The sequence below is a fragment of the Sphingomonas xanthus genome (genome assembly GCF_007998985.1).
Taxonomy (GTDB): Bacteria; Pseudomonadota; Alphaproteobacteria; order Sphingomonadales; family Sphingomonadaceae; genus Sphingomicrobium; species Sphingomicrobium xanthum.
In genome coordinates, this window is the sequence record NZ_CP041659.1 from 616038 (window position 1) to 640514 (window position 24477).

Consider the following 24477-nt stretch of genomic DNA (forward strand, 5'->3'; position numbering starts at 1 on the left):
CTTTTGGCCGTTAGCTGACCGTCTGCTTTGCGATAGCTCAGGAGCCATTCTTGCCGACTGATATCGCAGAATTGGCACGGGAGATTTTCTGGCTGGCACAAACTCCATCTCCGCGTGATCGGTCATTTTCCATCTGGCAGAATATCCTCGATGGTGTCCTTTCCGGTCGCGACGTTGGCTCGGATGCCGCGAATAGTTTTCTCTGATTGGCGCAACTGCCGGGACGTCTGCTGGATCGACGGACGGGCCTCTTCCAACGATCGGGAAAAATTGTCAGCACCTTCCCCAAAACTGCGAATTCTTGCTCGTGCGCGGGCGACATCGCCGTCAGCGGATTCAATTGACCTGCTAAGTCGCTCGGCTGTTCGTCCGGCGCCCGAGATTCCGTCCGCCACCATTCGAATGCTGCGAGGTTTGATTGACCTTGTCAGGCGTGAGGCGGTCTTTTCCCATCCAGCGGTCTGCTCCACCACCCCCTCAAGCGTCGCCGAGATTTTCTGCTGACCTTCGGCGTCGAGACTGTCGACGACTCCGTCGAGCTTACGGGCGACACTCATAGCTTCCTGCGCGGGGTCGCCACTACTCCGTTTGCTGACCGCTAATATTCGCCCGATATCATCGCGGCCTACCGGATTGATTAGCGGCCCCTCAGAAGACGGAATAAGTACGAGCGTCGCATCTCCGCTCATCAAGGATCGGCTGATGTCGGCTCGAACACCGCGTCGTATCGGCACCTTTTCATTCAGCGCCAGCGTGATCAAAACTATTTCTGGATTGAGCGGGTCGATTGAGATTGCTTCAATTCGACCCACTGGAACGCCTGACAAGGTGACACCGGATCCGACATCCAGGCCTGATACGCTCTTCGTAAAATGGACATGATAGCGCGCGTCAAGCGACCGCGATTCGCCCGAAATATAAAAAGCGAAAAACGCGAGGCCGAGAAACAGTATTGCCACGACCGCCAGTACCAACCGGAAGTTGGATCGCGTCTCCATTACCGTCCTGTGTCGCCTCTGCCGGGGGATGGCGGCTGCTGCCAGCCAAGGCCCAGTGATTTCTGAACAGCAATGAAGCTACCGGTGAGCGCAGCCGTTGCTGCGACAAGATTGCGCCCGGCCTCGAGGCTCTGCCGGTCCGCCTCGAGCGCTTCGCGGAGCGAGGCAGCTCCAACGTTGTACCGTTGTCGCATCAAAGCAGCGCTTCGGTCGGCGGACGCTTTGATTTCTGCCAACTCGGCAACCGACTGCCGCTGGCGCCCGAACCGCGAGAGCGACGATTCCGCGTCCTGGAGCGCGGTCAAGACGGCTTGTCGATACTGGGCCTCAGCTTCGTCCCGCGCTGATCGGGTTTGTCGAAGACGCGCCAGGCTGCGGCCGAAATCCAGCAATCCCCACTCAATTTGCGGCAAGGCTATCTTGCTCATGTTACCCAAGTCGAAGAGGTCGCCCGGTGAAGCTCCGCCTATTCCCAAAATTCCCATAAAGCTGATCTTTGGAAGCCGTGCAGCCTCGACAACGCCAATCCTGGCAGTCGCGGCTGCAAGGTTGCGCTCGGCAGCACGAATGTCCGGCCGACGGGCGATCAGCGACGCGGGGTCTCCTATTTCGACCGAGGCCGGGGGCAGAGGGATCGAGCCGAGTGGAGCCAGCAAAGGATCCACAACGCCGGGTGCTGCGCCGGTCAGCGCCGAAAGCGCGTTGAGATAGACCTCGAGTTCGCCCTGAACCTTCTCGATGTCGGCGTTGGTCGCCCTGAGTTGAGTTTTGGTTTTTTCGACTTCAAATGCGGTGGTCGCGCCTCGACGAAACCGTTGCTCGGCCAGATCGAGAAGCGTCCGATCAGCATCGGAGGCCAGTCTCAACGAAGCCAGACGATGCTGTCGTTCGCGAACGTTCGTGTAGGCTTGGGCGATTTCAGCAGTTAGCTGGACCTGGGCGTCGGCCTCATTGGCGACGGCCGCGCCAAGCTGGGCGGACGCTGCCTCGGCCGATCGCCGCTTGCCACCCCAAACGTCGATTTCCCAATTTGCGTTGAGGCCGAGATTGAAAAAGTCGATCGTTGTTCCTGCTTCCGAATCCTCGTCGCCGGTCGGTGGCGAGGTTGGCGGTCCCGACGTCGAGCCGCCACCCTGCTCGAGATCGAGACCCGGCAAGTCGGCGTAGACATATCTTCCCTGTACAGAGCCCGCCGGGAGTCGATCCGCGCGCTCGAAACGGACGTTTTGCCGAGCCTGCGCAATTCTCGCGCGAGCGGCTTCCAGTCCCGGATTGCCGGCCAGCGCCCTAGCCTCAAGTGTATTGAGGACGGGATCGTTGAGCGCAGTCCACCATTGCGCCAGTGCCGGCTGGTTCGACGAAGTGGACTGGGAGGCGCGAACGAAAGTCTCGCCCGGTTTCGCGATGGCAGGAAGGGGCACGGGACCTTTGTAGTTTGGACCGACAGTGCAGCCGCCAAGGGCCAGCACGGCGAGGATGGGGAGGTAGGCGGTGCGCATGAAACCTCAGTGCATGGAAAGCGACATGCCCTTGGGCAGCGGACGCAGGAAAAGGACGAGTGGAATGGACAGGACGATGACGACGGTCATGACAAAAAATATGTCATTGTAGGTCATGACGAAGGCCTGCTGCTGGATGGAACCCGCGAGTGTCCGAATAGCGGCTTCGGCACTGCCGAGACCGGCCTGAATACCCGTCAGATAGTCCTGCACGGACCAGCTGTTGGCGGAGAGAGATTCCTCCATCCGGCGGCTATGATGCCAGAGACGCTGATCCTGAATGGTCGCAAGCGCTGCCAGCGCAAAGGAACCGCCAAGGTTTCGGGCGGCGTTGAAGATGCCCGATGCGTCCCCGGCATCTTCCTTCGACACCGCCGCGATCGCCCCCTGATTGAGAAACAGCATGGTGAAGATCATGCCGACTCCGCGCAGGATCTGACCGGCCGTGAATGCGCCGCCGCCGGCCTCGGTCGTCAGATTGGTGGTGATCCAGCAGCTGATCGCCATCAGCAGCAAACCACTGCCCACCGCGAGCCGAATATCGATCCGGGTGATGAGGAAAGGCACGATCGGCATCAGGAACAGCGCCGGCAAGCCCATCAGCGCGATTACGTACCCGGTCTGTAGGGCGTTGTAGTCGGAGATGAGGGCAAGGAATTGCGGGATGACGTAGATGGTGCCGTAGAGCGCCATGCCGACCACCAGCGCCATGATCACGATACTGCCGAATTGCCTGGTGAAGATGAGACTGAGCTTGAGGACCGGTCGTCGCGCATATTTCTGGCCAACCAGCAGAAGCGCGAATCCGACGAGCGTCATCAGCGTCAATTGAATGATGAGAGGCGATTCAAACCATTCTTCGCGATGGCCTTCCTCTAGCACGACGGTGAGGCCACCCAGACCCAGAATGAGCCCGGCTATGCCAAACCAGTCGCCCTCGCGCACATAACTCCAGTCCGGACGTTGATGGGGGAGGCCAAGCCACAACAGCAGAAGCAAAACGATGCACACCGGAACGTTGACAAAGAATGCGTAATGCCAGCTGAGATTTTCCGTCAGCCAGCCCCCGATCAGCGGACCCAGGACAGGCCCCAAGATGACGGTCACGCCGAACAGCGCCATGCCGATCGGTTGCTGATGGGGCGGGAGTCGGGTCGCAACGATCGTCATGGCGGTGGGGATCAAGGCGCCGGCGGTGATGCCTTGCCCTGCACGGCCGATGATCATCGTGGTGAGATCGTCCGCGACTCCGCACAGGATTGAAAAACCGGTGAACAGTGTCACCGCGACGAACAGCAGCGTTCGCAGTCCGAGCAAGCGCTCCAGCCACGCGCTGAGCGGGATAATAATGATTTCGGCAACGAGGAATGAGGTCGCGATCCAGGTGCCTTCGGTGCCTGTCGCGCCGATCTCACCCTGGATGGTCGGCAAGGCTGAGTTGACGATCGAGACGTCGAGCGTAGCAAGCAAGGCACCTAGGCTGCCAGCTGCCACTGCCAACCAAGCGCTTAGATCAGCCCGTTCCTCCCGAGCTGCAGTCTTGCCGATGGGGATGGAGGCCGCCAACTTCGCTTACCTTCTCGCTTCTTGCGCCTTACGGATCCGATCCAACTCGCCGCGAGCCGAACGAGTATCGGCAGTGACGTGCACCGACATGCCGGGCGCCAGCAGCCGCCGGACTTCAGGCGAGGCGTCGATGGCCACCCGAACCGGGATCCGCTGCACGATCTTGGTGAAGTTGCCGGTCGCGTTTTGCGGCGGGAGAATTGAGAACTGAGCCCCCGTTCCCGGCGCGAAGCTTGCAATTTTTCCGGTCAGCTCAATGCCTGGAAGGGCATCGACCTTGATGGTCACCGGCTGCCCGACCCGCATGAGCCCGACCTGCGTCTCCTTGAAGTTGGCTTCGACGTAGATTTTGTCGACCGGCACCAAGGTCATCAGCCGCGTGCCTGGCTGAACAAATTGACCCACGCGCACAGCCAGGTCCCCGACCCGGCCGGCGATGCTGGCCCGGATCGTCGTACTCTGCACATTGACATCGGCGGCCCTCAGCTGCGCCTCGCCCGCCCGGGCCTGCGAGAGCGCCTGCTCGATCTGGGCGTCGAGCGTGCCGAAGCGGCGTTGCGCCGCCAAAACAGCCGCCCGGCGCGTCGCTGCCTGCGCCTGGGCCTGCCGGAGCTGATTTCGCAGCTGGCTAAGCCGCTCGCGCGACTCCGCGCCGGTCCGAGCCAACGGCTCGAAGCGCGCGACCTGTTCGCTCGCGAAGGCGACGTCCGATTGCGCTGCATTCAACTGCGCCTGCGCCTGAGACAAGGCTGCCTGCTGCTCCCCAACCTGAGCGCGAACAGTGTCAGCGGTCGCGCGCGACGCTTCGATTTGGGCCTGGATCTGCGACGACTGGGCCCGGTAATCGCGCGCATCGAGCAGCGCGAGGGGCTGGCCGGCGCGGACGGTCTGGTTCTCGTCGACAAAGACGCGATCGATATAGCCACCTATCTTGGGAGCGACGACGACCGAATCCGCCTGAACAAACGCATCGTTGGTGCTTTGCAGATACTTTCCGCGAGATTCGTAGTCGAGATACCACCAGATTCCGAAAGCGATGGCTACCAAAGCCACAACCAGCAGCGCGATCCGGACATTTCTCGAGCGCAGCGGAGACTTGCGCTCAGACCCGGCGGCAGAATTTTCGTTCGCATCCATCACTTGTGTGGCCATCATTCGTTCTCGGAAGGATTGGGAGTCGCAGGTTTCTGCAGAAAAAGGGCCGCTTGCCCCATCCTCGCAAATGAAGCAAGAGCATATGATATGGAACCTCACAAACTAATTTCCGTTTCGAAACAGTTCGCTTGGGTTTATCTGCGCCTGCAGCGCCTCATCGACCGCAACCTTTCTCGACACGGCGCTTCGCTGGCCAAGATCCGTCTCCTTGCATTCCTCGAAGATGGTTCGAAGCGCTCAACGGACATTGCGTCATTCTTCGGCCAGGCGCCCCGCACCGTGACGCAGGCGATTGACGCTCTCGAAGCTGCCGGACACTTACGGCGTATGCCGGTTCCCGGCGACCGCCGCACCAAACTTCTCGAGCTGACGGCAGAGGGTCGAGCCATGCTCGGGCGGGCCCAGCCGCTCTACGAAACGATACTTTCGCGGACCATGGGCGCACTGTCGGAGGACGAGCTCAATAAATTTGCTGATATGCTGACCAAGGTCGAAGCGGCGGTCGACCTGATTGAACCTGCCTCGAAGTGAGCCGGAATCCTTCAACCGGCTCTCGACGGCAAGAAGCAGAACGCATGCGGGAGCGTGATCGCTTCGCGCAGCTCGTCACACTTCTCGGGCGGCACGGGATGCGCGGTCTGAGCGCAAAACTAGGTTTTGGCTCACCAGACGATGGGCAGTTCGTCGATGCCCGCCCCGATGCGGTCGTCGCGCTGCTCAGGGATATCGGACCGGTTGGCGTCAAGTTTGGACAAATCCTCGCCATGCGCAGCGATTTGCTCGGCCCTCAGTGGATCAACGCCCTGTCAACCTTGCAGGACCGCGTTCCGGCCGTTCCCTTTGAGGAGATCGCTCCGGCGGTTGAGGATGCGATCGGCGGTGATCTGGACAGCTACTTCTCGAGCTTCGACCGGGAGCCGCTTGCCGCCGCGTCAATCGCACAGGTTCATGCCGCGACGATGCTCGACGGGCGATCGGTCATCGTCAAAATTCGCCGTCCCGGCATCGGCGCGATCGTCGACGCCGACCTCCGGCTGTTGCGCAGGTTTGCCCGAACGGCCGCAAACCGCATCCCCGAACTCGCCAGGCTCAAGCCCGATGAACTACTCAGTCAATTCGCTGAGAGCCTGGACCGCGAAATGGACCTGTCGGCCGAAGGGCGATCAAGCGACTCCATTGGCGCATTTCTCGCCCCCTTAGGCGTCCGTACGGCTTCTTTTGAATGGGAGTTGAGTGGAAGGCGCGTCAACGTCCAGCAGCGATTGATCGGTACGCCTGCGACAGATCTTGATCGTGCGCGCGAGGCCGGGGTCGATTTACAGGCCGTAGCGCGCACTTACGCACAGGCGATCTTGCGGTCGATCATCTTCCACGGGCAGTTCCATGCCGACCCGCATCCGGGCAATGTGATTTTGCTGCAAGACGGGTCGCTTGGTTTCATCGATTTTGGCGCGGTTGGTACGCTTTTGCCGCGGCGGCGTGATCAACTGGTCCAGCTCGCCCTTTCTATCGCGTCCGACGATGTTGCCGGGGTAGCAGACATCCTGATGATCTGGGCGGGGGATCCTGAAGTGGATCGGGACCGGCTGGAGTTCGCGCTGGGCGAATTGATCGATAGCTTCAAGGATGTTGTGCTCTCGAACGTCGATCTTTCCAAAATCTTCGAGCAGGTCTTCCGTCTGCTGCGGGAGTTTCAGCTGGCATTGCCGCCAGATCTTGCTCTCGTACTACGAACGTTATTGACCGCCGAAGGGTTCGTTCGTCGACTGGACCCGGCGTTCAATATCGCTGATGAACTGGCGCCGGTCGCACGAGAGCTGATCGCCGAACGAACGAGCCTTATCACGCTCAAGAAGGAAGCAAAGAAGATCGGAGTGGCCTTAGCGCGTGCAACGCTGAGCACTCCGGAAATCATCGGGCAAATCGATAAATTCGCTCGCACTGGAAAAATACCCGTGACCATTTCCGCGACCGATCTTCAAATCCTTTCGCGGGCCTTTGAAAAAAAGCCAGCGAGCAATCCAGGCGTGATACCGGCAGCACTGTTGATTTCGGCTGCGATTCTCTCATCTGATTGGCCAGTTTTGGCTGTTTGCAGCGCAGCTGCCGGCGCGCTGATGATATTGCGAACATGGATACATCGCAATTCCTAGCCTCGAATAATGATTCTGCCTTCCCTTTGCTTCGTCGCGGCGTGCAACGCGGTCTCTAAAACATCTTTGATGGGACGGCGGGGCTTGCGAAACTCGCTTATTCTTCAGACCGGAAATCGAATCTTGTGCCAGTTTGCGTGGAACTGGACCTCCGGTTGGTTCAAACCCCTTTTCGCAGCATCGGGATCGAATGTCTGCTTTCCGAAAAGCAATTTTTGGCTCTGAATGACCGCGAAGGGCGCTAAGCGGCCATACGGCTAATGACCGCAATGGGTCGATCTCTGCCACAAGCGAATGACGGCGTCTGGCCGAATGCGGACGGTCCACTTTCTAGCTGAGAATGTGCTTTCGTTGCCGATTACATCGGCGGCAGCCGCTGCTCCGACATACCCCAACCTCGCAACGCACCACTGCCCCGAAATTGAACGCCAGCCGGCCAGCATTTGCTCTTTGACAAAGATAACCAGTCTGCATGTCGGCGCTTGACCCTGACATGGTGTCAAGGTCCATTTAGGCGTCGGAAGAGTCGATCGGAAGGAAGTTCGCCATGGCAGAATGCTGTCACAAAGGCACCGAGGGCGTCGCAGCTACCGAAGGAATGAACGGTACGCTGGTCACCGATCCGGTGTGCGGGATGAAGGTCGACACCCGGACGACCGAGCATCGCTACGACTTCGCCGACCAGCCGTATTATTTTTGCAGTGCCCGCTGTCTCGACAGGTTCGCTGCCAATCCCGATGCCTATCTGAATCCCGCAGCAAGCGGCCCTGCGATCGGTCATCCGGCCGAGGGGGCATCTGCGGAACCGGCAGTCGGAACGATCTGGACCTGCCCGATGCATTTGGAGATCCGACGGGACAAGCCGGGCCAGTGTCCGATTTGCGGCATGGCTCTGGAGCCACTTGAGCCGACGCTCGACGAAGGGCCCAATCCCGAATTAATCGACATGAGCCGCCGTTTCTTGGTTAGCGCAGCACTCAGCTTGCCGCTTGTCATCCTGACCTTCGGCGCCGAGCTTTTCGGCTGGGAGCCGATCCCGATGCGAACCTCGATGTGGGTGCAGCTTGCGCTCGCCACGCCGGTGGTGTTGTGGGGCGGCTGGCCATTCTTCGAGCGCTTCTGGGCAAGCCTCAAGACCCGCAACCTCAACATGTTCACCTTGATCGGTCTCGGCGTGGGCGTTGCCTACGGCTATAGCGTCGTGGCCGCTGTCACCCCGGAGAGTTTCCCGACTTCGCTGCGAACGATGGGCGGTCTCGTCCCCGTCTACTTTGAGGCCGCAGCGGTCATCACGACGCTGGTGCTGTTGGGCCAGGTGCTGGAACTGCGGGCACGGAGCGCGACTGGAGCGGCGATCAAGTCACTTCTGGGCCTCGCGCCCAAGACTGCAAGGCGTGTCCGTGACAACGCCGAGGAGGACATTCCGCTGGAGCATGTCCAAGTCGGCGACTGGCTCCGTATCCGGCCCGGCGAGAAGATCCCGGTGGATGGGGTGATCGTCGACGGTCACAGCTCGGTCGATGAGTCGATGATCAGCGGCGAGCCTGTCCCGGTCGAAAAGCTGGCCGGCCAGAGGGTCACTGGCGCGACTGTCAACGGCACCGGCAGCTTGTTGATGCGCGCAGAGCGGGTCGGTCGCGATACCATGCTGGCGCAGATCGTCCGCATGGTGGCCGATGCGCAGCGATCGCGAGCGCCGATCCAGAAGCTCGCCGATCAAGTGTCCGCCTGGTTCGTCCCCGGCGTGGTCTTGGTATCGATCGCCGCGTTCGCGGTGTGGAGCCTGGTCGGCCCTGAACCGCGCCTTGCCCACGCGTTGGTCAACGCGATCGCAGTATTGATCATTGCCTGCCCCTGCGCGCTCGGCCTCGCCACCCCCATGTCGATCATGGTCGGGACCGGCCGTGGCGCATCGGTGGGTGTGTTGGTCAAGAATGCCGAAGCACTGGAGCTGATGGAGAAGGTCGACACGCTGGTCGTCGACAAGACCGGCACACTCACCGAGGGCAGGCCCAGGCTGGTCGGCGTCAATACTTTCGATGGCTTCGACGAGCACGATGTGCTGCGTCTTGCGGCTTCCTTGGAGCGTGGCAGCGAGCACCCTTTGGCTGAAGCCATCGTCAGCGGCGCGGAAGAGCGGGAAATCGACCTTCCGCCAAGCAGCGACTTCAAGTCGGTCACCGGCAAAGGCGTGAGCGGCACGGTCGACGGACGAAAGGTCGCTCTGGGCAACACGGCGATGCTTGCCGAGCTCGGCATCGATACGGCGCCGCTGGAAGCAAGCGCGGACCAGCATCGCGCCGACGGCCAGGGCGTTATGTTCGTGGCCATCGACGGCAAGCTCGCCGGGCTTCTGGTGGTGGCAGATCCGATCAAAAAGAGCGCGGCTGATGCCGTGGCCGAATTGCGGCGCGCTGCCGTCCATGTTGTCATGATGACCGGCGACAACCGCCGCACCGCCGAGGCCGTCGCCCGCAGAGTCGGCATCGACGAGGTCATGGCGGATGTCCTGCCCGATCAGAAGCAGGCAAAGGTCGCGGAATTGCGCTCAGCCGGACGCAGGGTCGCAATGGCCGGCGACGGCATTAACGACGCCCCGGCTTTGGCTGCCGCCGATGTCGGCCTCGCGATGGGCACCGGCACCGATGTTGCAATGGAAAGCGCGCATGTGACGCTGGTGAAAGGCGATCTCGTAGGAATTGTTAGGGCTCGGCATTTGAGCCGGGCGACGATGCGCAACATCCGCCAGAACCTGTTCTTCTCCTTCATTTTCAATGCGGCCGGCGTGCCGATCGCGGCTGGTGTGCTTTACCCCTGGTTCGGCATCCTGCTGTCGCCGATCATCGCCGGCGCGGCGATGGCCTTCAGTTCGGTCGCGGTGATCGGCAATTCGCTGCGGCTGAATCGGGTGAGGTTGTGAGCGCCGCCCCTTACACTCCGCCGCTCGGCGTCGCGGCTCTAACGCCGTTTTACGATCGGGCGATTGGTCTGTTCACGAGAGAAGCGCATTGGCGCTCCAAACTGGCGAAAGCCATTGATCCGCGACCCGGAGAGACGATCCTGGATGTCGGCTCTGGAACCGGTAGCCTGGGTGTTATCCTCTCGAGCAGGGAGCCGAATGCTTTCTATCGGGGCATCGATCCTGATGCCGATGCTGTGCGCTCGGCTCGATCGAAAGCCAAGTCGGCTGGATCGAGCGCATTGTTCGACGAAGGGTTTTTGGCTGACAAGCCACCGTCGGATGAACACCGGGTTGACAAGGTAGCCAGTAGTCTCGTCTTCCATCAGGTGCCCCTTAGCGAGAAAATTCGGCTTTTGGCCGCCATGCGGGACTGGTTGAAGCCCGGTGGTTCAATCTTCATTGCCGATTACGGCGAGCAGCGCTCGATCCCGATGAAGGTGGCTTTCCGTTTCACCGTTCAGTTGCTCGATGGCGTTTCCGATACCCAGCCGAACGCCGATGGTATCCTGCCCCGCTTGATGCGTGAGGCGGGGTTCATCGATGTTCGACAGCTAGACCGCATCGCCACGCCCAGCGGGTCAATCGATCTGCTGACCGCGAGGAAAATCACGGCATGAAAATCGGCCAAGCATCGATCGCGTCCGGCGTCAGCCAGCGCATGATCCGTCATTACGAGAAGATCGGTCTCATGCCGCCGGCCGCGCGCCGCGACTCCGGCTATCGCGATTACGATGACCGGGATCTCCACACGCTTCGGTTCATCGGCAGGGCTCGCGATCTCGGATTTCCGATCGACGAGATCCGCCAGCTGCTGGCACTTTGGAGCGATAAGGATCGCGCAAGCGCCGATGTAAAGGAAATTGCCTTGGCTCGCGCAGCGGAACTCCGCGACAGGATTGAGGTTCTGCAAGGCATGAAGCGAACTCTGGAACGATTAGCGGCCAGTTGCCACGGAGACGCTCGCCCCGATTGTCCGATCCTCGACGAACTGGACGCGGAATAACACTCATGGCCGCTTCAAAGACCACTCGATTGTATATTCTGGGTTTTGCGCCCATATCGGCGCTTGTGAATGCCCGAGCGATCTTCTCGATTCTCATTGCCGTAGCGATGCTGTTTGCGCCGTTGGCGATGCAGTCTGGCGCGGCGATGGCCATGGCGCCAACCGACCATCACGCCCAGATGATGGGCAAGGGACACTGCGACAAGAGTTCGAGCTCCGACAAGGATACCAGCAAGGCTGGCAAGAGCTGCTGTGTGGCCATGTGTGCAGCAGTTGCCGTGACGCCGGCGGCGTCGATTGAGCCTCATGCTTATGCGAGGGTCAGTCCCTCCGTAACGCCTCAAGGTTTCCAGTTCGGCTATTTCGGAGAACTCCCCACACCCCCTCCGCGGGTGGCGTGAAAATCGACTTCAACCGATTTTCACGGAGTTACCAATGAACAAGATGATGCTTGCGATCGCGATGTCGATCGCCCTTCCGGCCGTTGCCAGCGCGCAAACGGCCCCCGCTCCGGCACCCAAGAAGATGGAGTGCTGCGAGAAGATGAAAGAGAAGTGCGACTGCTGCAAGGACATGGCCAAGATGGACCATTCCAAGCACGACACGAAGGCCGGTGCCGACGCGCACGCGGGCCACAACATGTCGCCTTCTCCGGCGGCAGCGCCGAGCGCTGACGCTCACCAAAACCACGGCAACTAACGATTGCTGACTCCTGTCGCCGGGCATTCGCCCGGTGGCAGGACCGGCAAATTTGTCCGTGACCGAGCGACGATTCCCTATGATCGATAATGTCGCGCTTGAGCGGCGTGCTTTCCTGCGCGCCGCGGCGCTAACCGGCGCCGGATTTGGCGTGGCCGGAGCCATGCCCGCCTGGGCGCAACCTGTATCCGGCGGCCTCGTCCGGCCGCTGCCGACGGTCAGCGGCAACGACATTGCCCTCACCATCGGCAAGGTCGCCGTCCGTGTCGATGGCAAGGTCAGCCGCGCCGTTGGCATCAACGGCACCGTCCCCGGCCCGCTGGTGCGGCTCAAGGAAGGCCAGAAGGTCCGCCTTCGCGTTCAGAGCACGCTGGACGAGGAAAGCTCAATCCACTGGCATGGCTTGCTCGTGCCATTCGCAATGGACGGTGTTCCTGGCATCAGCTTCCCCGGCATTATGCCCCGGTCGACCTTCGACTATGAGTTCGAGGTCAATCAGTCGGGCACCTACTGGTATCATAGCCACAGCGCTTACCAGGAAGAAGATGGCGTTTACGGGCCAATCGTCATCGATCCGGCCGGTCCCGATCCAGTGGCCTTCGATCGCGAGCATGTGCTGGTCCTGTCGGACCACAGTCCGATGGCCGGCGCCACCATCTACAAGAAACTGAAGCAGATGGGCGGCGGCTATTTCAACATGCAGCGCCTGACCCTGTCGGGACAGCTTGCCGGCCGCGACCTGCCGGCTTCCGAACGCCGCGAATGGGCCAAGATGCGGATGGATCCGGCCGACATCGCCGATGTTACCGGCTCGACTTACAATTTTACGGTCAACGGCTTTGGACCGTTCGACAACTGGACCGGCCTGTTCAGGCCGGGCGAGCGGGTGCGCTTGCGCATCATCAACGCCGCCGCGCAGTCCAACTTTAATGTCCGCATCCCCGACTTGCCGATGACGGTGGTCCAGGCCGATGGGCAGAATGTCCGTCCGGTCACCGTCGATGAACTCCAGATCGGCGTCGCCGAGACCTACGATGTCGTCGTGACGCCGGGCGACCGCGCCTACAGTTTCGTCAGCGAGTCCATCGACCGGTCCGGCCTCGGCCGCGCCACTCTGGCGCCGCGCGAGGGCATGTCGGCACCCGTTCCGCCGCTCCGCCCACGGCCGGTGCTGACCATGAAGGACATGGGGATGGACATGAGCGGCATGAATCACGGCGGAATGGCTGGCATGGCCGGGATGGACATGCCCAATGCGCCTAACCCGGCGGCGGTTCGCGGCGTCGACCCATCGGCCGAGCAGAATGCCTCCCGCAACCTGTGGAAGCTGACCGGATGGAAGGAGCCGACCGACCACGGAACGATCAAGTCGGCCGCGGTTGCGGCGAGCGCCGCTATGGCGGGCATGGATCATGCCGCCATGGGCCACGGCACCGCGGCTGCCACCCCCGCTCCTACCGGTTCGATGGCCGGCATGGATCATTCCGCGATGACCGGAGCCGCGCCGACCGGCGGCACAGCCGCTGCGCCGATGGGTCATGGGGCAAGCGGGGGTTCCATGTCGCACAGCATGCGGGACTTCTCCAATGCGCCTCAGGTCGACAAGAACCCCGGCGTCCAGACGATTTCACCGAACCCGGTCGATCGTACTGGTGAACCGGGCGCTGGTCTGGAAGGTCTCGATCATCGCGTGTTGACCTATCGCGACCTGGTGTCGCTCAACCGCAATCCAGATGTGCGGGCGCCGACGCGCTCGCTCGACATCCATCTCACCGGCAACATGGAACGCTATATGTGGTCGTTCGACGGCGTAAAGATGAGCGAGCCGGCTGAGCCGATTCCGTTCCGCCTCAACGAGCGGGTGCGGGTGACGCTGATCAACGACACGATGATGCCGCACCCGATCCACCTGCACGGCCATTTCTTCGAGCTGGTGACGGGCCATGGCGCCTATGGGCCGCGAAAGCACACGGTCAATGTCGCGCCGGGTGGAAAGGTCAGCTTCGATGTGACTGCCGACGCCCAGGGCGACTGGGCGTTCCACTGTCACAATCTCTACCACATGACCGCCGGGATGATGCGCGTCGTCACGGTCCGTCCCGATCAGGGAGGCAACCAATGACCTTCGTAAAGTGCATCCTGCCGCTACTCGCGGCGACCGCCAGCGTCGCCGTCGCGGCGCCCGCCGCCGCGCAGATGAACCATAGCAACATGCCGGGCATGACGATGCCGATGCCGGCGAAGAAGGCGCCGGCGAAAAAACCCGCTGCGAAGAAAACGATCGCCAAGAAGCCGATGGCGAAGAAACCGGCCGCAAAAAAGGCTGGCCCAAAAAAGCCGGTTGCACAAAAGGGTGCCACCAAGCCGGCAGATCCGCATGCGGGTCATGACATGTCGTCAATGCCGGGCATGCAAACACCGGCCGCATCGGCACCGCCGCAGACGACCTGTCTGCCGGAGCATGCGGCGATGGGGCACTGCACTCTGCCGACGACCCAGCCAGCCCCGCCTCCTGAGCCCACCTGCATGCCAGAGCATGCCGCGATGGGCCATTGCACCCCGGCGACAACCAACACCGCCGAGGGCACGAGTTTGCCAGCCGGCAACGCCCCGCCGCCGCCGGTGCCGACCGACCATGCGGGCGATGCCGTCTACGGCACGCCAGCGATGGAGATGGGACGCCACCACCTCAAGGAGTTCCATGGCGACCAGAAGTTCTTCCAGGCGCTGCTCAATGTGTTCGAGGCACAGTTGCGCAACGGCCGCGACGGTTACGAATGGGATGGCGAAGCCTGGTATGGCGGCGACATCAACCGGTTGTGGCTCAAGAGCGAGGGCGAAGGGGCGTTCGGACGCCCCGTTGAAAAGGCCGAAGTGCAGGCGCTCTACAGCCGCGCGATCGGACCCTATTTCAATGTCCAAGGTGGCGTGCGTTACGACTTCAAACCCAACCCGTCGCGGGTCTATGCGACTGTCGGGTTCGAGGGACTGGCGCCGAGCTTCTTCGATGTCGAGGGCGCGCTATTCCTATCGAACAAGGGCGAGCTGATGGCTCGCCTCGAAGGCTATTATGACCAGCGCATTACCCAGCGGCTGATCCTTCAGCCCCGCGCCGAGCTGAACTTCGCCGCGCAGAGCAGCCGCGAGATCGGCGTCGGCAAGGGACTGAGCGACGCCGAGCTGGGGCTCCGCCTGCGCTACGACATCCGCCGTGAGTTCGCGCCCTACATCGGTGTCCAATACCGCCGTGCCTTCGGTGACACCCGCCAGTTCCTGCGCGCCGAAGGCGAGGATGCGGCCGGCTGGAGCGTCGTCAGCGGCATTCGCATGTGGTTCTGATCAAGGGGAGAAAATCATGAGACTTGTCACCGCTTTCGCAACCATTGGGCTGGTCGGTCAGACGGCTATAGCTCAACCCGTCCAGCATCCGCCGGGCCACTCCAAGACTACTCCAGCCGCCGCCACAGCCGACGAGGCAGCGGTCAAGGATGTGCTGTCGCGCTATAAGTCGGCCATTGAACGGCTCGACGCGACGGGGACCGCCGCGCTGTTCGCGGCCGACTCGGCCATCTTCGAGACAGGCGGGGTTGAGGGAACCTACGCTCAATATCTGGACCACCACCTTGGCCCGGAGTTGAAGGCATTCAAGGCGTTCGCCTTCTCCGACTACAAAGTCGCGGTGCGCTTCGAGGGTCCGGTCGCGCTCGCCACCGAGACCTACAACTATCGCATCGAGACCAAGTCGGGCGAAATCGCCGAGCGCCGCGGTGTGGCGACCAGCGTCCTCAAGAAGATCGGTGGGCAATGGAAGATCCTGTCAATGCACAATAGTGCGCGCAAGCCGAAAGGAAGCTGAGATGATCTTGGCGGAACACCGAAAAGTCGGCGCGGCTCGCCTGCTCCAATTCATCGTGTTGTTGGCTGTCGTGATCGGTTTGGTGCTCGTCGCTACACCGGCCTTTGGCCACGAGAAGCACAAAAAGAACAAGGCGCAGGCGGCCCAGGTCGTTCAGCCACCGACGGCGCCGGGAAATGTTGCGACAGCCGGCAATCAACCTGCGGCGGCCCAGCCGATGTCGCACGACATGATGGGCGACATGGAGATGGAGGTCGACCGCTCGAAACTGCCATTCCTTGAACGGCTGTTGGGCTGGCTCGGCCGCCTGCATCCATTTGTCGTGCACTTCCCGATCGCTTTCTTTCCAGCCGCGTTGTTCACCGCGGTTGTCGGCCGACGGCGACCGGCATTTTCGGCGCCGGTTCAGTTCCTTGTCGTCGCCGGGGGCTTGCTCGCGCCGTTCGCGGCCGCCGCCGGGTGGCTGGCGGGCATGTCGGCCGATCCCGATCCAATACTGACCTATCACCGTTGGCTTGGTGTCGGCATCGGGATCGCTGGTGCCGGACTGGGAGTCTGGGCTTGGCGCCGGCCTTGGGAAGACCGCGGGGCCGGAATGATCCTTGCGTTGTCGATCATGACGCTGGCGATCGCCGTGCAGGGCTTCTTGGGCGCAGCGGTCACCCACGGCATGGAACATCTGATGTTTTGAGGAGGATGAGTGATGGAACAGGGTCATGAAGGTCACGGAACAATGCCGAGCGACATGAAGATGTCCAAGGACATGCAGCGCCATCATTACCGCATGCTAGCGGTCAATCTCGCCCTCAGCCTGCTGGTTATGTATGTGGCGATGTTCGCCATGATCTGGAGCTTCGGCGAGTTCATCCAGAATGTGAACTTCCTCTACATGGCTCTTGTCATGTGGGCGCCGATGGCAATCGTCATGCTGCTGACGATGAAGTCGATGTATCAGGACAAGCGCCTGAACCTGATCCTCTACGCGGTCTTCGTGCTGACCCTCGTCCTCTCCTTCGCCGCGATCCGAGCGCAGTCACTGGTCGGCGACAAGCAATTCCTGCGCTCGATGATCCCGCACCATTCGGGCGCCATCCTGATGTGCGAGCGAGCTAAGATCAGTGACCCCGAAGTCCAGCAACTCTGCGCGGATATCATCGCCGGCCAGAAAGCCGAGATCGACCAGATGAAGGCGATTCTCGAAAGGAAATGACCATGCCGAACACCCTCGACAGGCGAACGCTGGTCGCAATGCTCGCGAGCGCCGGCGTCATCGCGATCACCGGATGCGGACAGGCGAAGCAATCCGGCAACTCGCAATCCCGTTCGGAGAGCCCGCCGAAAGTCCAGGCTGCCCAAATGACCGTCTACCGCGATCCCAGTTGCGGTTGCTGCGAAGCCTGGGCCGCAATTGCCCGCCAGGCCGGCTATCACGTGTCGCTCGTCGACCGGCCGGATATGCCGGCCATCAAGGCGAAGCTCGGCGTTCCCGAAGAAGTCGCCTCCTGCCACACGGCGACCGTCGAAGGCTTTGTCATCGAAGGGCATGTGCCGATGGAGGACGTCGCGCGTTTGCTCAAGGACAAATCCGAAGGCATTCGCGGAATCGCAGTTCCTGGCATGCCGCGCGGATCGCCGGGCATGGAAATGCCGGACGGATCGAAGGACGATTTCCAAGTCATGGCGTTCGACGCGGCCGGAAAGTTGTCGGCCTTCAAAGCTTAGGGCGGGGCGCCCAACAAACTAGATGGAGTTAATTATGAAGAAGGTAATGACCGGCCTCGGCGCTATCGCCCTGATGGCCTCGCTGGCAGCGTGCAGCGGCACCGACGAAACCGCGCAGAATGGTGCGGCCAACGACATGAACACAATGATGGCCGATCCCGATAATCCGTTCGCCCAGTCGGAAATGGCGATGGACAGTGCAATCAACGCCGCGGTCGGCGTGAACGCCGGGGACAGCTGGGTTCGCAAGATGATTGAGCATCACAAGGGCGCGATTGAGATGTCGCGCGTTGCCTTGACGCAGAAGCCAACGGCTGATGCGGCAATGATGGCGCAGCAGACCATCGACAAGCAAACGAAGGAAATTGCCGATCTCGAAAAGCTGGTCGCGACCGGGAACCCGGACGCGGCGAGTGGCGAACTGTATCGTGCCGCGACCATGCAGATGCATGATGCCATGATGGGAGCCAAGGGCGCGGACATTTCCGAGACCTACCTCCGCAAAATGCTGGCCCATCACCAGGGCGCGGTCGCGATGTCGGATGTCGCGCTGGCCAACGGCGCAACCGGCGCGGTCCGTGCCCAGATCGAAAAGACCAAGGCGGACCAGCAGAAGGAAGTCGCAATTGTCGAAGCGATGCTGCGCGGCGAGCCGATGACGCCCGCGGCACAAGTCGCGAGCCCGGCCAAGGCGCCGGCACCGGCCGCAAGTCCTCCTGATCCGAAACCGGCCACGGCAAAACCAGCTCCGGCCAAACCCAAGCCGGCCCCAGAACCTAAAGCGCCAGAGCCGACTTGCTTGCCCGAGCATCGCGCTGCGGGACACTGCTGAGCACTTGATAACGACCCCGGCGGCAAGCACGCCCGGGGTCGTCTTCATTTGAGAACTGGAATAACCGCCGCCGATGCGCACGCACATCATCGCCCGCAAGACGCACAAGTGGCTTGGGCTGTTTATTGGTCTCCAGGTCGTCATTTGGTCGCTGAGCGGCCTCTACATGACCGTCGTCCACATCGACACGATCCACGGCGACCATCTCGTGCGATCGACGCATCAGCGATTCGCTGCAGCCGATTCGCTGGTCGATCCTGTCGCCTTGGCCTCGGCCAACGGGGCGAATGCGGTGCGGCTTGCCTGGCTCCGTGACCAGCCGCTCTTTGTGACCACGTCGGAAGCTGGAGAAACGGCGTTCGACGCGAGTACCGGGAAGCTTGTAGCGGGACCGAATGAAGCGGCGATCCGAGAATTGGCCCGCTCCTACTATACCGGCCGCAAACCAATTCTGTCGGCAAGACTGATCACAGACATCCCCGGCGAGATACGCGGGCGAAAGCCTCCGCTGTGGCAGGTCGAGTTCGACCATTGGAACAAACCGACGTTCTACCTGTCGCCTGTGACGGGTGAGTTGGTGTCGCGGCGGCACGAGCTGTGGCGCATCTTCGATTTCGTCTGGATGCTCCACATCATGGACTATGACGAGCGGGAGAATGTGAACAACACGCTGCTCCGGGTCTTCACTTGGGGAGCGGTGCTGATGGCCCTCTCCGGTGTCTGGCTGCTGCTTTACGCCTTCCCCAAGAAGAAGAAGAAAAAGGCGTTGACCAAGTGATCGTCAAATCCATCTGGCTTCGCAAAATCCATAAGTGGGTCGGGATCGTGATCGGCGTGCAATTTCTGATCTGGGCGATCAGCGGCGCGGCCATGGCATTGATCAGCATGGACGAGGTCGCAGGCGGCGAGAAGGCCGTTCAGGCTGAGCCGGCACCGCTGCCGACTGCTCGCGGCTGGTCAACCATCCAGCGCCAACTGAGCGGCGAAGGGATCCAAGCCGTGGGCCTTCGCGCCATGCCGGACAGCCAAGCTATTGAAGTAAAGATCAGCGGTGGCGTAAAGCTCTTTGACGCGACCAGCGGCCTGCCGATGGTCATTGATCGAGCGAAGGCCGCTGCCGTCGCGAGGGCGACGCATCCCGACGGTTTGGAGCCAACGCGGGTTACGCCGCTGACTGACCTAACCCTCGCCGTCCGCGAGCACGAACTGCCGATCTGGCGAGCCGACTTCGCGGACGCCAAGCACAGCAGCTACTATGTCTCCGGAACGACCGGCGCGGTGCTCGAACGCCGCAACGACAGCTGGCGCTGGTGGGACTTCTTCTGGATGCTCCACAACATGGACTACGCGAAGCGCACGAGCTTCAACCATCCACTAATCATCATGGTGGGCTTCGCCATGGCTTGGCTCGCAGTCACCGGCTTCTGGCTCCTCTTTCGGACTATGTGGCGCCACGATCTCGTGAAGTTGCGGCAATTTGCGGAGCGCAGCTGACGCTTCGTTACGCACTGGTTGGTCAATCCGCCCAATCTGCGGGCCGACCTAGCGCCTTCAGTATGCGGCAATCAGCAACCTTGCCGGCGCGGCATTGCCGCACGACTGCAGAGAGTTCCTGTTGCAGATTCTGAAGTGCTGCAATTTTCCGTTCCACTTCCAGCAGATTGGACTTGGCGATGAAATCCACCTCTCCGCAGTCGCGATCACGCTCGTCGGCGAGGCTCAGCAAAGCTCGCACCTGATCGATGCCAAATCCCAAATCCCGCGCTCGTCGGATGAAGCCCAGGCGCTCGGCCTCGTTCGAGCCGTAGCTTCGGTAGTTGCCCTCGGTCCTGGCGACCTGCGGCATCAGGCCGATCTTCTCGTAGTAGCGGATGGTCTCGACCGCCGTGCGGGTCGATCTGGCGAGCTCGCCGATTTTCATGCCAATCATCACTTGACCCTGTAGTTGCTACAGGGTTCATTTGGGGTGTCACATCGAGTCTGTCGAGGTGGCAATGTCCGCGAGTTGTTGTGGTCCAGCGAAGAAACCGGCCGTCGATCCGCGCTGGCGGCGAGCGCTGTGGATTGCGTTGATCGTTAACGCAGTGATGTTCCTAGGCGAACTTGGTGCCGGCGAAATCGCCAATTCCCGCGCGTTGCAGGCTGACGCGCTCGATTTCTTCGCGGATTCGGCCAATTACGCCATCTCTCTCGGTGTCGCGGGGATGGCGCTGGTTTGGCGAGCGAGCGCGGCGTTGGTCAAAGGGCTGACCCTCACCGCCTTGGGCATCTATGTGATCGTAGGAGCGCTCATCGCGGCGTTCGACGGTTCGTCGCCGCAGCCCGCGATCATGGGCGGCGTCGGCCTTGCGGCGTTGGCGGCCAATGTCGGGGTCGCGCTCATGCTCTACCGCTTCCGGGAAGGCGACACGAACATGCGGTCGGTTTGGATCTGCTCGCGCAATGACGCGATCGCCAATCTTGCCGTGGTAGCCGCGGCGCTCGGCGTGTTCGGCAGCGGAACCGCCTGGCCGGACCTTATCGTCGCCGCGATCATGGCGATGCTCGGGATCACCGGCGGTATCAAGATCATCCGGCTCGCCGTGAGTGAACTGACCCACGAGCCGATGCCAGCGGAAGCCCATCGATGACAGTCGAGGACAACCCGCGCGTTTTCGTGCCGCCTCCGTTGATGCTGGCGGTGTTCGTGGGCGTCGGCCTGCTGATCGATGGCGGGCCGATCGCCAGCGGGATCGTTCTTGCTGTTGCCATTCTCATGGCGCTCGCCGGCGTTGGGCTCATCATTTCGGCCCTTGGGCTCTTCTTTCGCAGCAAAACCAGGGCAGAGCCGTGGCGCGGAGCAAGGTTGCTGGTGGCCGCTGGCCCCTATCGTTTCACGCGCAACCCCATGTATCTTGGGATGGTTGTGGTTGGCCTTGCGGCTGCGCTTGGATTGTCGAGTTTCGGCGCGGCCGTCGGTGCACTGCTAGCCGGCCTGATCGTCGACCGAATCGTGATCCGCCGCGAGGAAGCCTATCTGACGCGCCGCTTCGGTGACGATTACCGGGCCTATCTCGACCAGGTGCGCCGATGGTTGTGACCAGCGCCATTTCCTTCCGGCAGGCCGCCTGCTAATGGCCGGTTCGATGTCTCGCTGGACCAACCTCGTTGGCGCGCTGCTTCTCGTCCTGATGGTGTGGACGGGATCGTCGGCGCATGCCGCAGAACGGTTCGACTGCATTCCGGTTACCGAACAGAACGCGGGACATTTCGAGGGTGACCGCGACGAAGTGCCGTCCGATCCCGACCAAGGGGTCGCGCACCATCACACGGGTTGCAGCGGCCATCATGTCGCGACGCCCGGACAATTCGCCACCCTCGGTTTTTCAATCCGCTCGGCCGGTCTCACCGGCGCCAGACAGGATGCGGACCATCCCGGCAGAGAGCCGGAAAGTCAGTTGAGGCCGCCGATCGCCTGACGAGGTTCGCGCCCGCGATGCGGGTTCGTTCGATCGTCAGGAGTCAACTCAATGAGATTTTTAGCAGCCGCGGCGTGTGCCGCGGTGGCGGCGGCGGGGCCGATGATGCCTGCGGCCGCGCAGGTCGGCAATCCAGCCACACCGCGTGTCGGCAGTCCGTCGGCGCAACCAGCCGGGCCACCCGCGCCAGTCGTTGCACCTCGACCCGAGCCGCGCACTGGTCCGCTTCCGGGCAGCCTTTCGCTTCCGCAAGCGCTGGATGAGGCGGCCGCTCGTTCACCCGCTATTGTCGCGGCGGAGGCCGAGGTCGCCGCCGCCGAGGCGCGCATTCGGCAGGCCGGCTACCGCAGCAATCCGGAGCTGAGCGTCGAGGTCGAGAACTTTGCCGGGACCGGCGAGCTTCGCGGCTTGCGGTCGACCGAGACGACGGTCGCGGTCAACCAGCGGCTCGATCTCGGCGGCCGACGGTCGGCGCGGGTGAATGCCGCCCAAGCCGCACTCGAAGTGCAGAAGCTCAAGCTCGCGATGGCCAAGGCCGATCTGTTGCAGTCCGTTCGCGAACAATTTGCCCGCGCCATCGCTGCGCGGGAAAAGCTGGCCCAGGCGACCGAGAATGAGGGGCGTGCGCGGGAACTGGCGCGGGTCGCTGGCATCTTGGTCGAAGCCGGACGCGATCCTCCCTTGCGCGCGCTGAGGGCTCGTTCGGCCCTGGCGCAGGCGCAGGCAGCGCGCGAAGCAGCGGCGGCCGATGAGCTCGCCGCCCGCTCCTCGCTCGCCGCGCTGTTCGGCGTCAGCGAGCCGGTTGGAGCCGTCTCCGGAACGGCGCTCGATCTCACGCCTCGCCAGGTCACTCCGGATCAAAGTCTCGATGTGCGCCTCGCCGATGCGGAGCGTGTGGCTGCGCAGGCCGGGGTTCGGGAGCAGCTCGCCGAACGACGCCTCGATCCCGCGGTCGGGGTTGGAGTCCGCCATATCCGCGAGACCGGCGATGTTGGGCTGGTTGCCGGCCTGTCGATGCCGCTTCGGCTGTTCGACCGCAATCAGGGGAACATCGAGGCCGCTCGCCAGGCCGCCGCTGCGGCTAACGCCAGACGCGCGTCCACGCTGGCGACGACCACCGCGAAAGCGCGCAATGCCATCGCCAATGTCGAAGCCGCCCAGCGGCGCGTGGAAGCCCTTGAAAAGGCTGCCGTGCCGGAAGCCACTGAAGCGCTTCGGCTTGCCGAATTATCCTATCGCGAAGGTCGAGCCTCGCTGATCGAGCTGATCGACATCCAGAATGCCTACACCGCCGCGCGGACTTCGCTGACCGAAGCGCGCCTCGAACTCGCCCTCGCCACGGCCGAACTCGGCCGGATCCTAGCGCAATAGGAATCCTTCCCATGCAGTCCATCCGAGACATCAAGTTGATCCGCCTGTCGGATCGTAATCGCTGGCTCGCCGGCGTCGCCGCCGCCGCACTCCTCGCCGGGGTCGGCGGCCTGTTGATCGGCCGGTCGATGACTGAACCGGCCGCTACCGAACTAACCGAAGAAGCCGAAGGCGAAGAGCATGGCCCCGAGGGCTTCATCGCGATGACGCCGGAGAAGCTCGCCGCGAGCGGTATCGCCAGCGAGCGGGTCGTGCTCGGCTCTCTCATGTCGGAGATCATCGCCCAGGCGACGGTGACCGCCCCACCCGAAGGTCAGGCGCTGCTGACGGCTCGCGCCGATGGCGCTGTAGTGCGCATCAACAAGCGTCTCGGCGATCCGGTTGGTGCCGGCGAAACCGTCGCACTGCTCGAAAGCCGCGAGGCCGCAGCATTCGTCGCCGACCGTAACGCAGCCGCTGCCCGTGCCCAGGCAGCGCGTGCCGCCGCCAATCGCGAGCAACGCCTGTTCAACGCCAGGATCACGGCGCGGCAAGACCTAGAGGCGGCGATCGCCGCGCGGCAGACTGCCGAAGCCGAGTTGCAGCGCGCCAATGCCGCCGTCAGCGCGGCCGGCGTGACCGGCGGCGGACGCTACCTTGCGGTGCGAAGCCCCATTTCCGGCCGGATAACCGAGGTCGACACCCAGTTGGGCGCTTATGTCGCGGCGGGGGCAGAGCTGTTCAATGTCTCGGACCCGCGCCGTATCCAGATCGACGCCGCGGTCCCCGCGACCGATGCCCAGCGCATCCGACCGGGCGACCGCGCGATTGTCGAACTGCCCACCGGCAGCATCGTCGAGGCCGCCGTTCGCTCGGTCACGCCTGCGGTCGATCCGCAAAGCCGTTCGGCCACGGTGGTCGTCCAGCTAGGCGGCGCGCCCGCCGGATTGACGCAGGGCCAGGCGGTGCGGGTGCGGATCACGCCGCGCGGCAGTCAGGAGAGCGGCATCATCCTGCCCGAGGAAGCGGTGCAGCAGATCGAGGGCCGCGACATGGTGTTCGTACAGATCAAGGGCGGCTTTCAGGCCACGCCGGTTTCGGTCGGGTCGCGAAGCGGCGGCAGGATCGAGATCCTGGACGGCCTGCGCGCCGGCCAAACGGTCGTCACCAAGGGCGCCTTCGTCCTCAAATCCCAGTTGGGCGCAAGCGAGGCGGAGCACTAGG

26 protein-coding genes are annotated in these 24477 nt (G+C 62.4%); 21 read left to right on the forward strand and 5 right to left on the reverse strand.

All coding sequences use genetic code 11. The features are described 5' to 3' along the window. Positions 1–122: 122 nt before the first annotated feature. Genes FMM02_RS03100 through FMM02_RS03115 form a run of 4 tightly spaced genes read right to left on the reverse strand, consistent with a single transcriptional unit; the run spans position 123 to position 5218 of the window. Positions 123–998, reverse strand: a complete 876-nt coding sequence (locus FMM02_RS03100) for an MlaD family protein (protein WP_147493493.1) — start codon at positions 996–998, stop codon at positions 123–125. Next, positions 998–2497 (reverse strand): efflux transporter outer membrane subunit, encoded by a 1500-nt coding sequence (locus FMM02_RS03105; protein WP_118856145.1) that lies wholly within the window; start codon positions 2495–2497, stop codon positions 998–1000. The genes FMM02_RS03100 and FMM02_RS03105 overlap by 1 nt, the downstream gene beginning before the upstream one ends. A gap of 6 nt (positions 2498–2503) precedes the next feature. Further along, on the reverse strand, positions 2504–4051 hold the full coding sequence (locus FMM02_RS03110; protein ID WP_240325636.1) for an MDR family MFS transporter: 1548 nt from the start codon (positions 4049–4051) through the stop codon (positions 2504–2506). An 18-nt stretch (positions 4052–4069) separates the two neighbouring features. After that, positions 4070–5218 (reverse strand): HlyD family secretion protein, encoded by a 1149-nt coding sequence (locus tag FMM02_RS03115; protein WP_425473659.1) that lies wholly within the window; start codon positions 5216–5218, stop codon positions 4070–4072. Positions 5219–5305: 87 nt separating this feature from the next. Between FMM02_RS03115 and FMM02_RS03120 the strand changes: the two genes are divergently transcribed. From FMM02_RS03120 to FMM02_RS03195, 16 genes are all read left to right on the forward strand, one after another. After that, entirely contained in the window at positions 5306–5749 is a 444-nt protein-coding gene (locus FMM02_RS03120; RefSeq protein WP_147493494.1) for a MarR family winged helix-turn-helix transcriptional regulator, read from the forward strand. 44 nt (positions 5750–5793) lie between these two features. Further along, positions 5794–7371, forward strand: a complete 1578-nt coding sequence (locus tag FMM02_RS03125) for an ABC1 kinase family protein (RefSeq protein WP_118856151.1) — start codon at positions 5794–5796, stop codon at positions 7369–7371. A gap of 547 nt (positions 7372–7918) precedes the next feature. After that, on the forward strand, positions 7919–10291 hold the full coding sequence (locus tag FMM02_RS03130; RefSeq protein ID WP_147493495.1) for a heavy metal translocating P-type ATPase: 2373 nt from the start codon (positions 7919–7921) through the stop codon (positions 10289–10291). Beyond that, positions 10288–10950, forward strand: coding sequence for a class I SAM-dependent methyltransferase (locus FMM02_RS03135; protein ID WP_147493496.1), 663 nt, complete (start codon positions 10288–10290; stop codon positions 10948–10950). Before FMM02_RS03130 ends, FMM02_RS03135 begins: the two co-directional genes overlap by 4 nt. Further along, a complete protein-coding gene (gene cueR / locus FMM02_RS03140; RefSeq protein WP_147493497.1) occupies positions 10947–11336 on the forward strand; it encodes a Cu(I)-responsive transcriptional regulator in 390 nt (129 codons plus the stop codon). The genes FMM02_RS03135 and cueR overlap by 4 nt, the downstream gene beginning before the upstream one ends. A gap of 5 nt (positions 11337–11341) precedes the next feature. Further along, positions 11342–11737, forward strand: coding sequence for a hypothetical protein (locus tag FMM02_RS03145; protein ID WP_147493498.1), 396 nt, complete (start codon positions 11342–11344; stop codon positions 11735–11737). A 34-nt stretch (positions 11738–11771) separates the two neighbouring features. After that, complete coding sequence (locus tag FMM02_RS03150) at positions 11772–12035, forward strand: hypothetical protein (RefSeq protein WP_147493499.1); 264 nt, start codon at positions 11772–11774, stop codon at positions 12033–12035. 79 nt (positions 12036–12114) lie between these two features. Further along, positions 12115–14157 (forward strand): copper resistance system multicopper oxidase, encoded by a 2043-nt coding sequence (locus tag FMM02_RS03155; protein WP_147493500.1) that lies wholly within the window; start codon positions 12115–12117, stop codon positions 14155–14157. Beyond that, the gene (locus FMM02_RS03160; protein ID WP_147493501.1) at positions 14154–15374 is read left to right on the forward strand and encodes a copper resistance protein B; all 1221 of its coding nucleotides are present in this window, start codon (positions 14154–14156) and stop codon (positions 15372–15374) included. Before FMM02_RS03155 ends, FMM02_RS03160 begins: the two co-directional genes overlap by 4 nt. Before the next feature lie 16 nt (positions 15375–15390). Continuing rightward, positions 15391–15891, forward strand: a complete 501-nt coding sequence (locus FMM02_RS03165) for a YybH family protein (RefSeq protein WP_147493502.1) — start codon at positions 15391–15393, stop codon at positions 15889–15891. Between the two features lies 1 nt (position 15892). Further along, positions 15893–16582 (forward strand): DUF2231 domain-containing protein, encoded by a 690-nt coding sequence (locus FMM02_RS03170; RefSeq protein ID WP_147493503.1) that lies wholly within the window; start codon positions 15893–15895, stop codon positions 16580–16582. Between the two features lie 12 nt (positions 16583–16594). Further along, positions 16595–17101 carry a DUF305 domain-containing protein gene (locus tag FMM02_RS03175; RefSeq protein ID WP_246104811.1) on the forward strand — a complete coding sequence of 169 codons (507 nt, stop codon included), beginning with the start codon at positions 16595–16597 and terminating at the stop codon, positions 17099–17101. A gap of 2 nt (positions 17102–17103) precedes the next feature. After that, entirely contained in the window at positions 17104–17613 is a 510-nt protein-coding gene (locus tag FMM02_RS03180; RefSeq protein WP_147493504.1) for a DUF411 domain-containing protein, read from the forward strand. A 34-nt stretch (positions 17614–17647) separates the two neighbouring features. Further along, on the forward strand, positions 17648–18445 hold the full coding sequence (locus FMM02_RS03185; RefSeq protein ID WP_187107830.1) for a DUF305 domain-containing protein: 798 nt from the start codon (positions 17648–17650) through the stop codon (positions 18443–18445). A gap of 73 nt (positions 18446–18518) precedes the next feature. Further along, positions 18519–19223 carry a PepSY domain-containing protein gene (locus tag FMM02_RS03190; RefSeq protein ID WP_147493506.1) on the forward strand — a complete coding sequence of 235 codons (705 nt, stop codon included), beginning with the start codon at positions 18519–18521 and terminating at the stop codon, positions 19221–19223. Further along, positions 19220–19939, forward strand: a complete 720-nt coding sequence (locus FMM02_RS03195; RefSeq protein WP_187107831.1) for a PepSY domain-containing protein — start codon at positions 19220–19222, stop codon at positions 19937–19939. Before FMM02_RS03190 ends, FMM02_RS03195 begins: the two co-directional genes overlap by 4 nt. A gap of 22 nt (positions 19940–19961) precedes the next feature. Here FMM02_RS03195 and FMM02_RS03200 read toward each other — a convergent pair whose 3' ends face one another. Further along, positions 19962–20375, reverse strand: a complete 414-nt coding sequence (locus FMM02_RS03200; protein ID WP_147493508.1) for a MerR family transcriptional regulator — start codon at positions 20373–20375, stop codon at positions 19962–19964. A 64-nt stretch (positions 20376–20439) separates the two neighbouring features. On the opposite strand from FMM02_RS03200, the gene FMM02_RS03205 reads away from it, so the two are divergent. The 5 genes from FMM02_RS03205 (at position 20440) to FMM02_RS03225 (ending at position 24476) form a co-directional block, all read left to right on the forward strand. Beyond that, the gene (locus FMM02_RS03205; RefSeq protein WP_147493509.1) at positions 20440–21075 is read left to right on the forward strand and encodes a cation efflux transmembrane domain-containing protein; all 636 of its coding nucleotides are present in this window, start codon (positions 20440–20442) and stop codon (positions 21073–21075) included. Further along, the gene (locus tag FMM02_RS03210; protein ID WP_147493510.1) at positions 21072–21524 is read left to right on the forward strand and encodes a methyltransferase family protein; all 453 of its coding nucleotides are present in this window, start codon (positions 21072–21074) and stop codon (positions 21522–21524) included. The genes FMM02_RS03205 and FMM02_RS03210 overlap by 4 nt, the downstream gene beginning before the upstream one ends. A 46-nt stretch (positions 21525–21570) precedes the next feature. Further along, positions 21571–21903 (forward strand): hypothetical protein, encoded by a 333-nt coding sequence (locus tag FMM02_RS03215; protein ID WP_147493511.1) that lies wholly within the window; start codon positions 21571–21573, stop codon positions 21901–21903. Between the two features lie 102 nt (positions 21904–22005). Further along, the gene (locus FMM02_RS03220; RefSeq protein WP_222703825.1) at positions 22006–23274 is read left to right on the forward strand and encodes a TolC family protein; all 1269 of its coding nucleotides are present in this window, start codon (positions 22006–22008) and stop codon (positions 23272–23274) included. Between the two features lie 11 nt (positions 23275–23285). Continuing rightward, complete coding sequence (locus FMM02_RS03225; protein WP_187107832.1) at positions 23286–24476, forward strand: efflux RND transporter periplasmic adaptor subunit; 1191 nt, start codon at positions 23286–23288, stop codon at positions 24474–24476. Position 24477 lies beyond the last annotated feature (1 nt).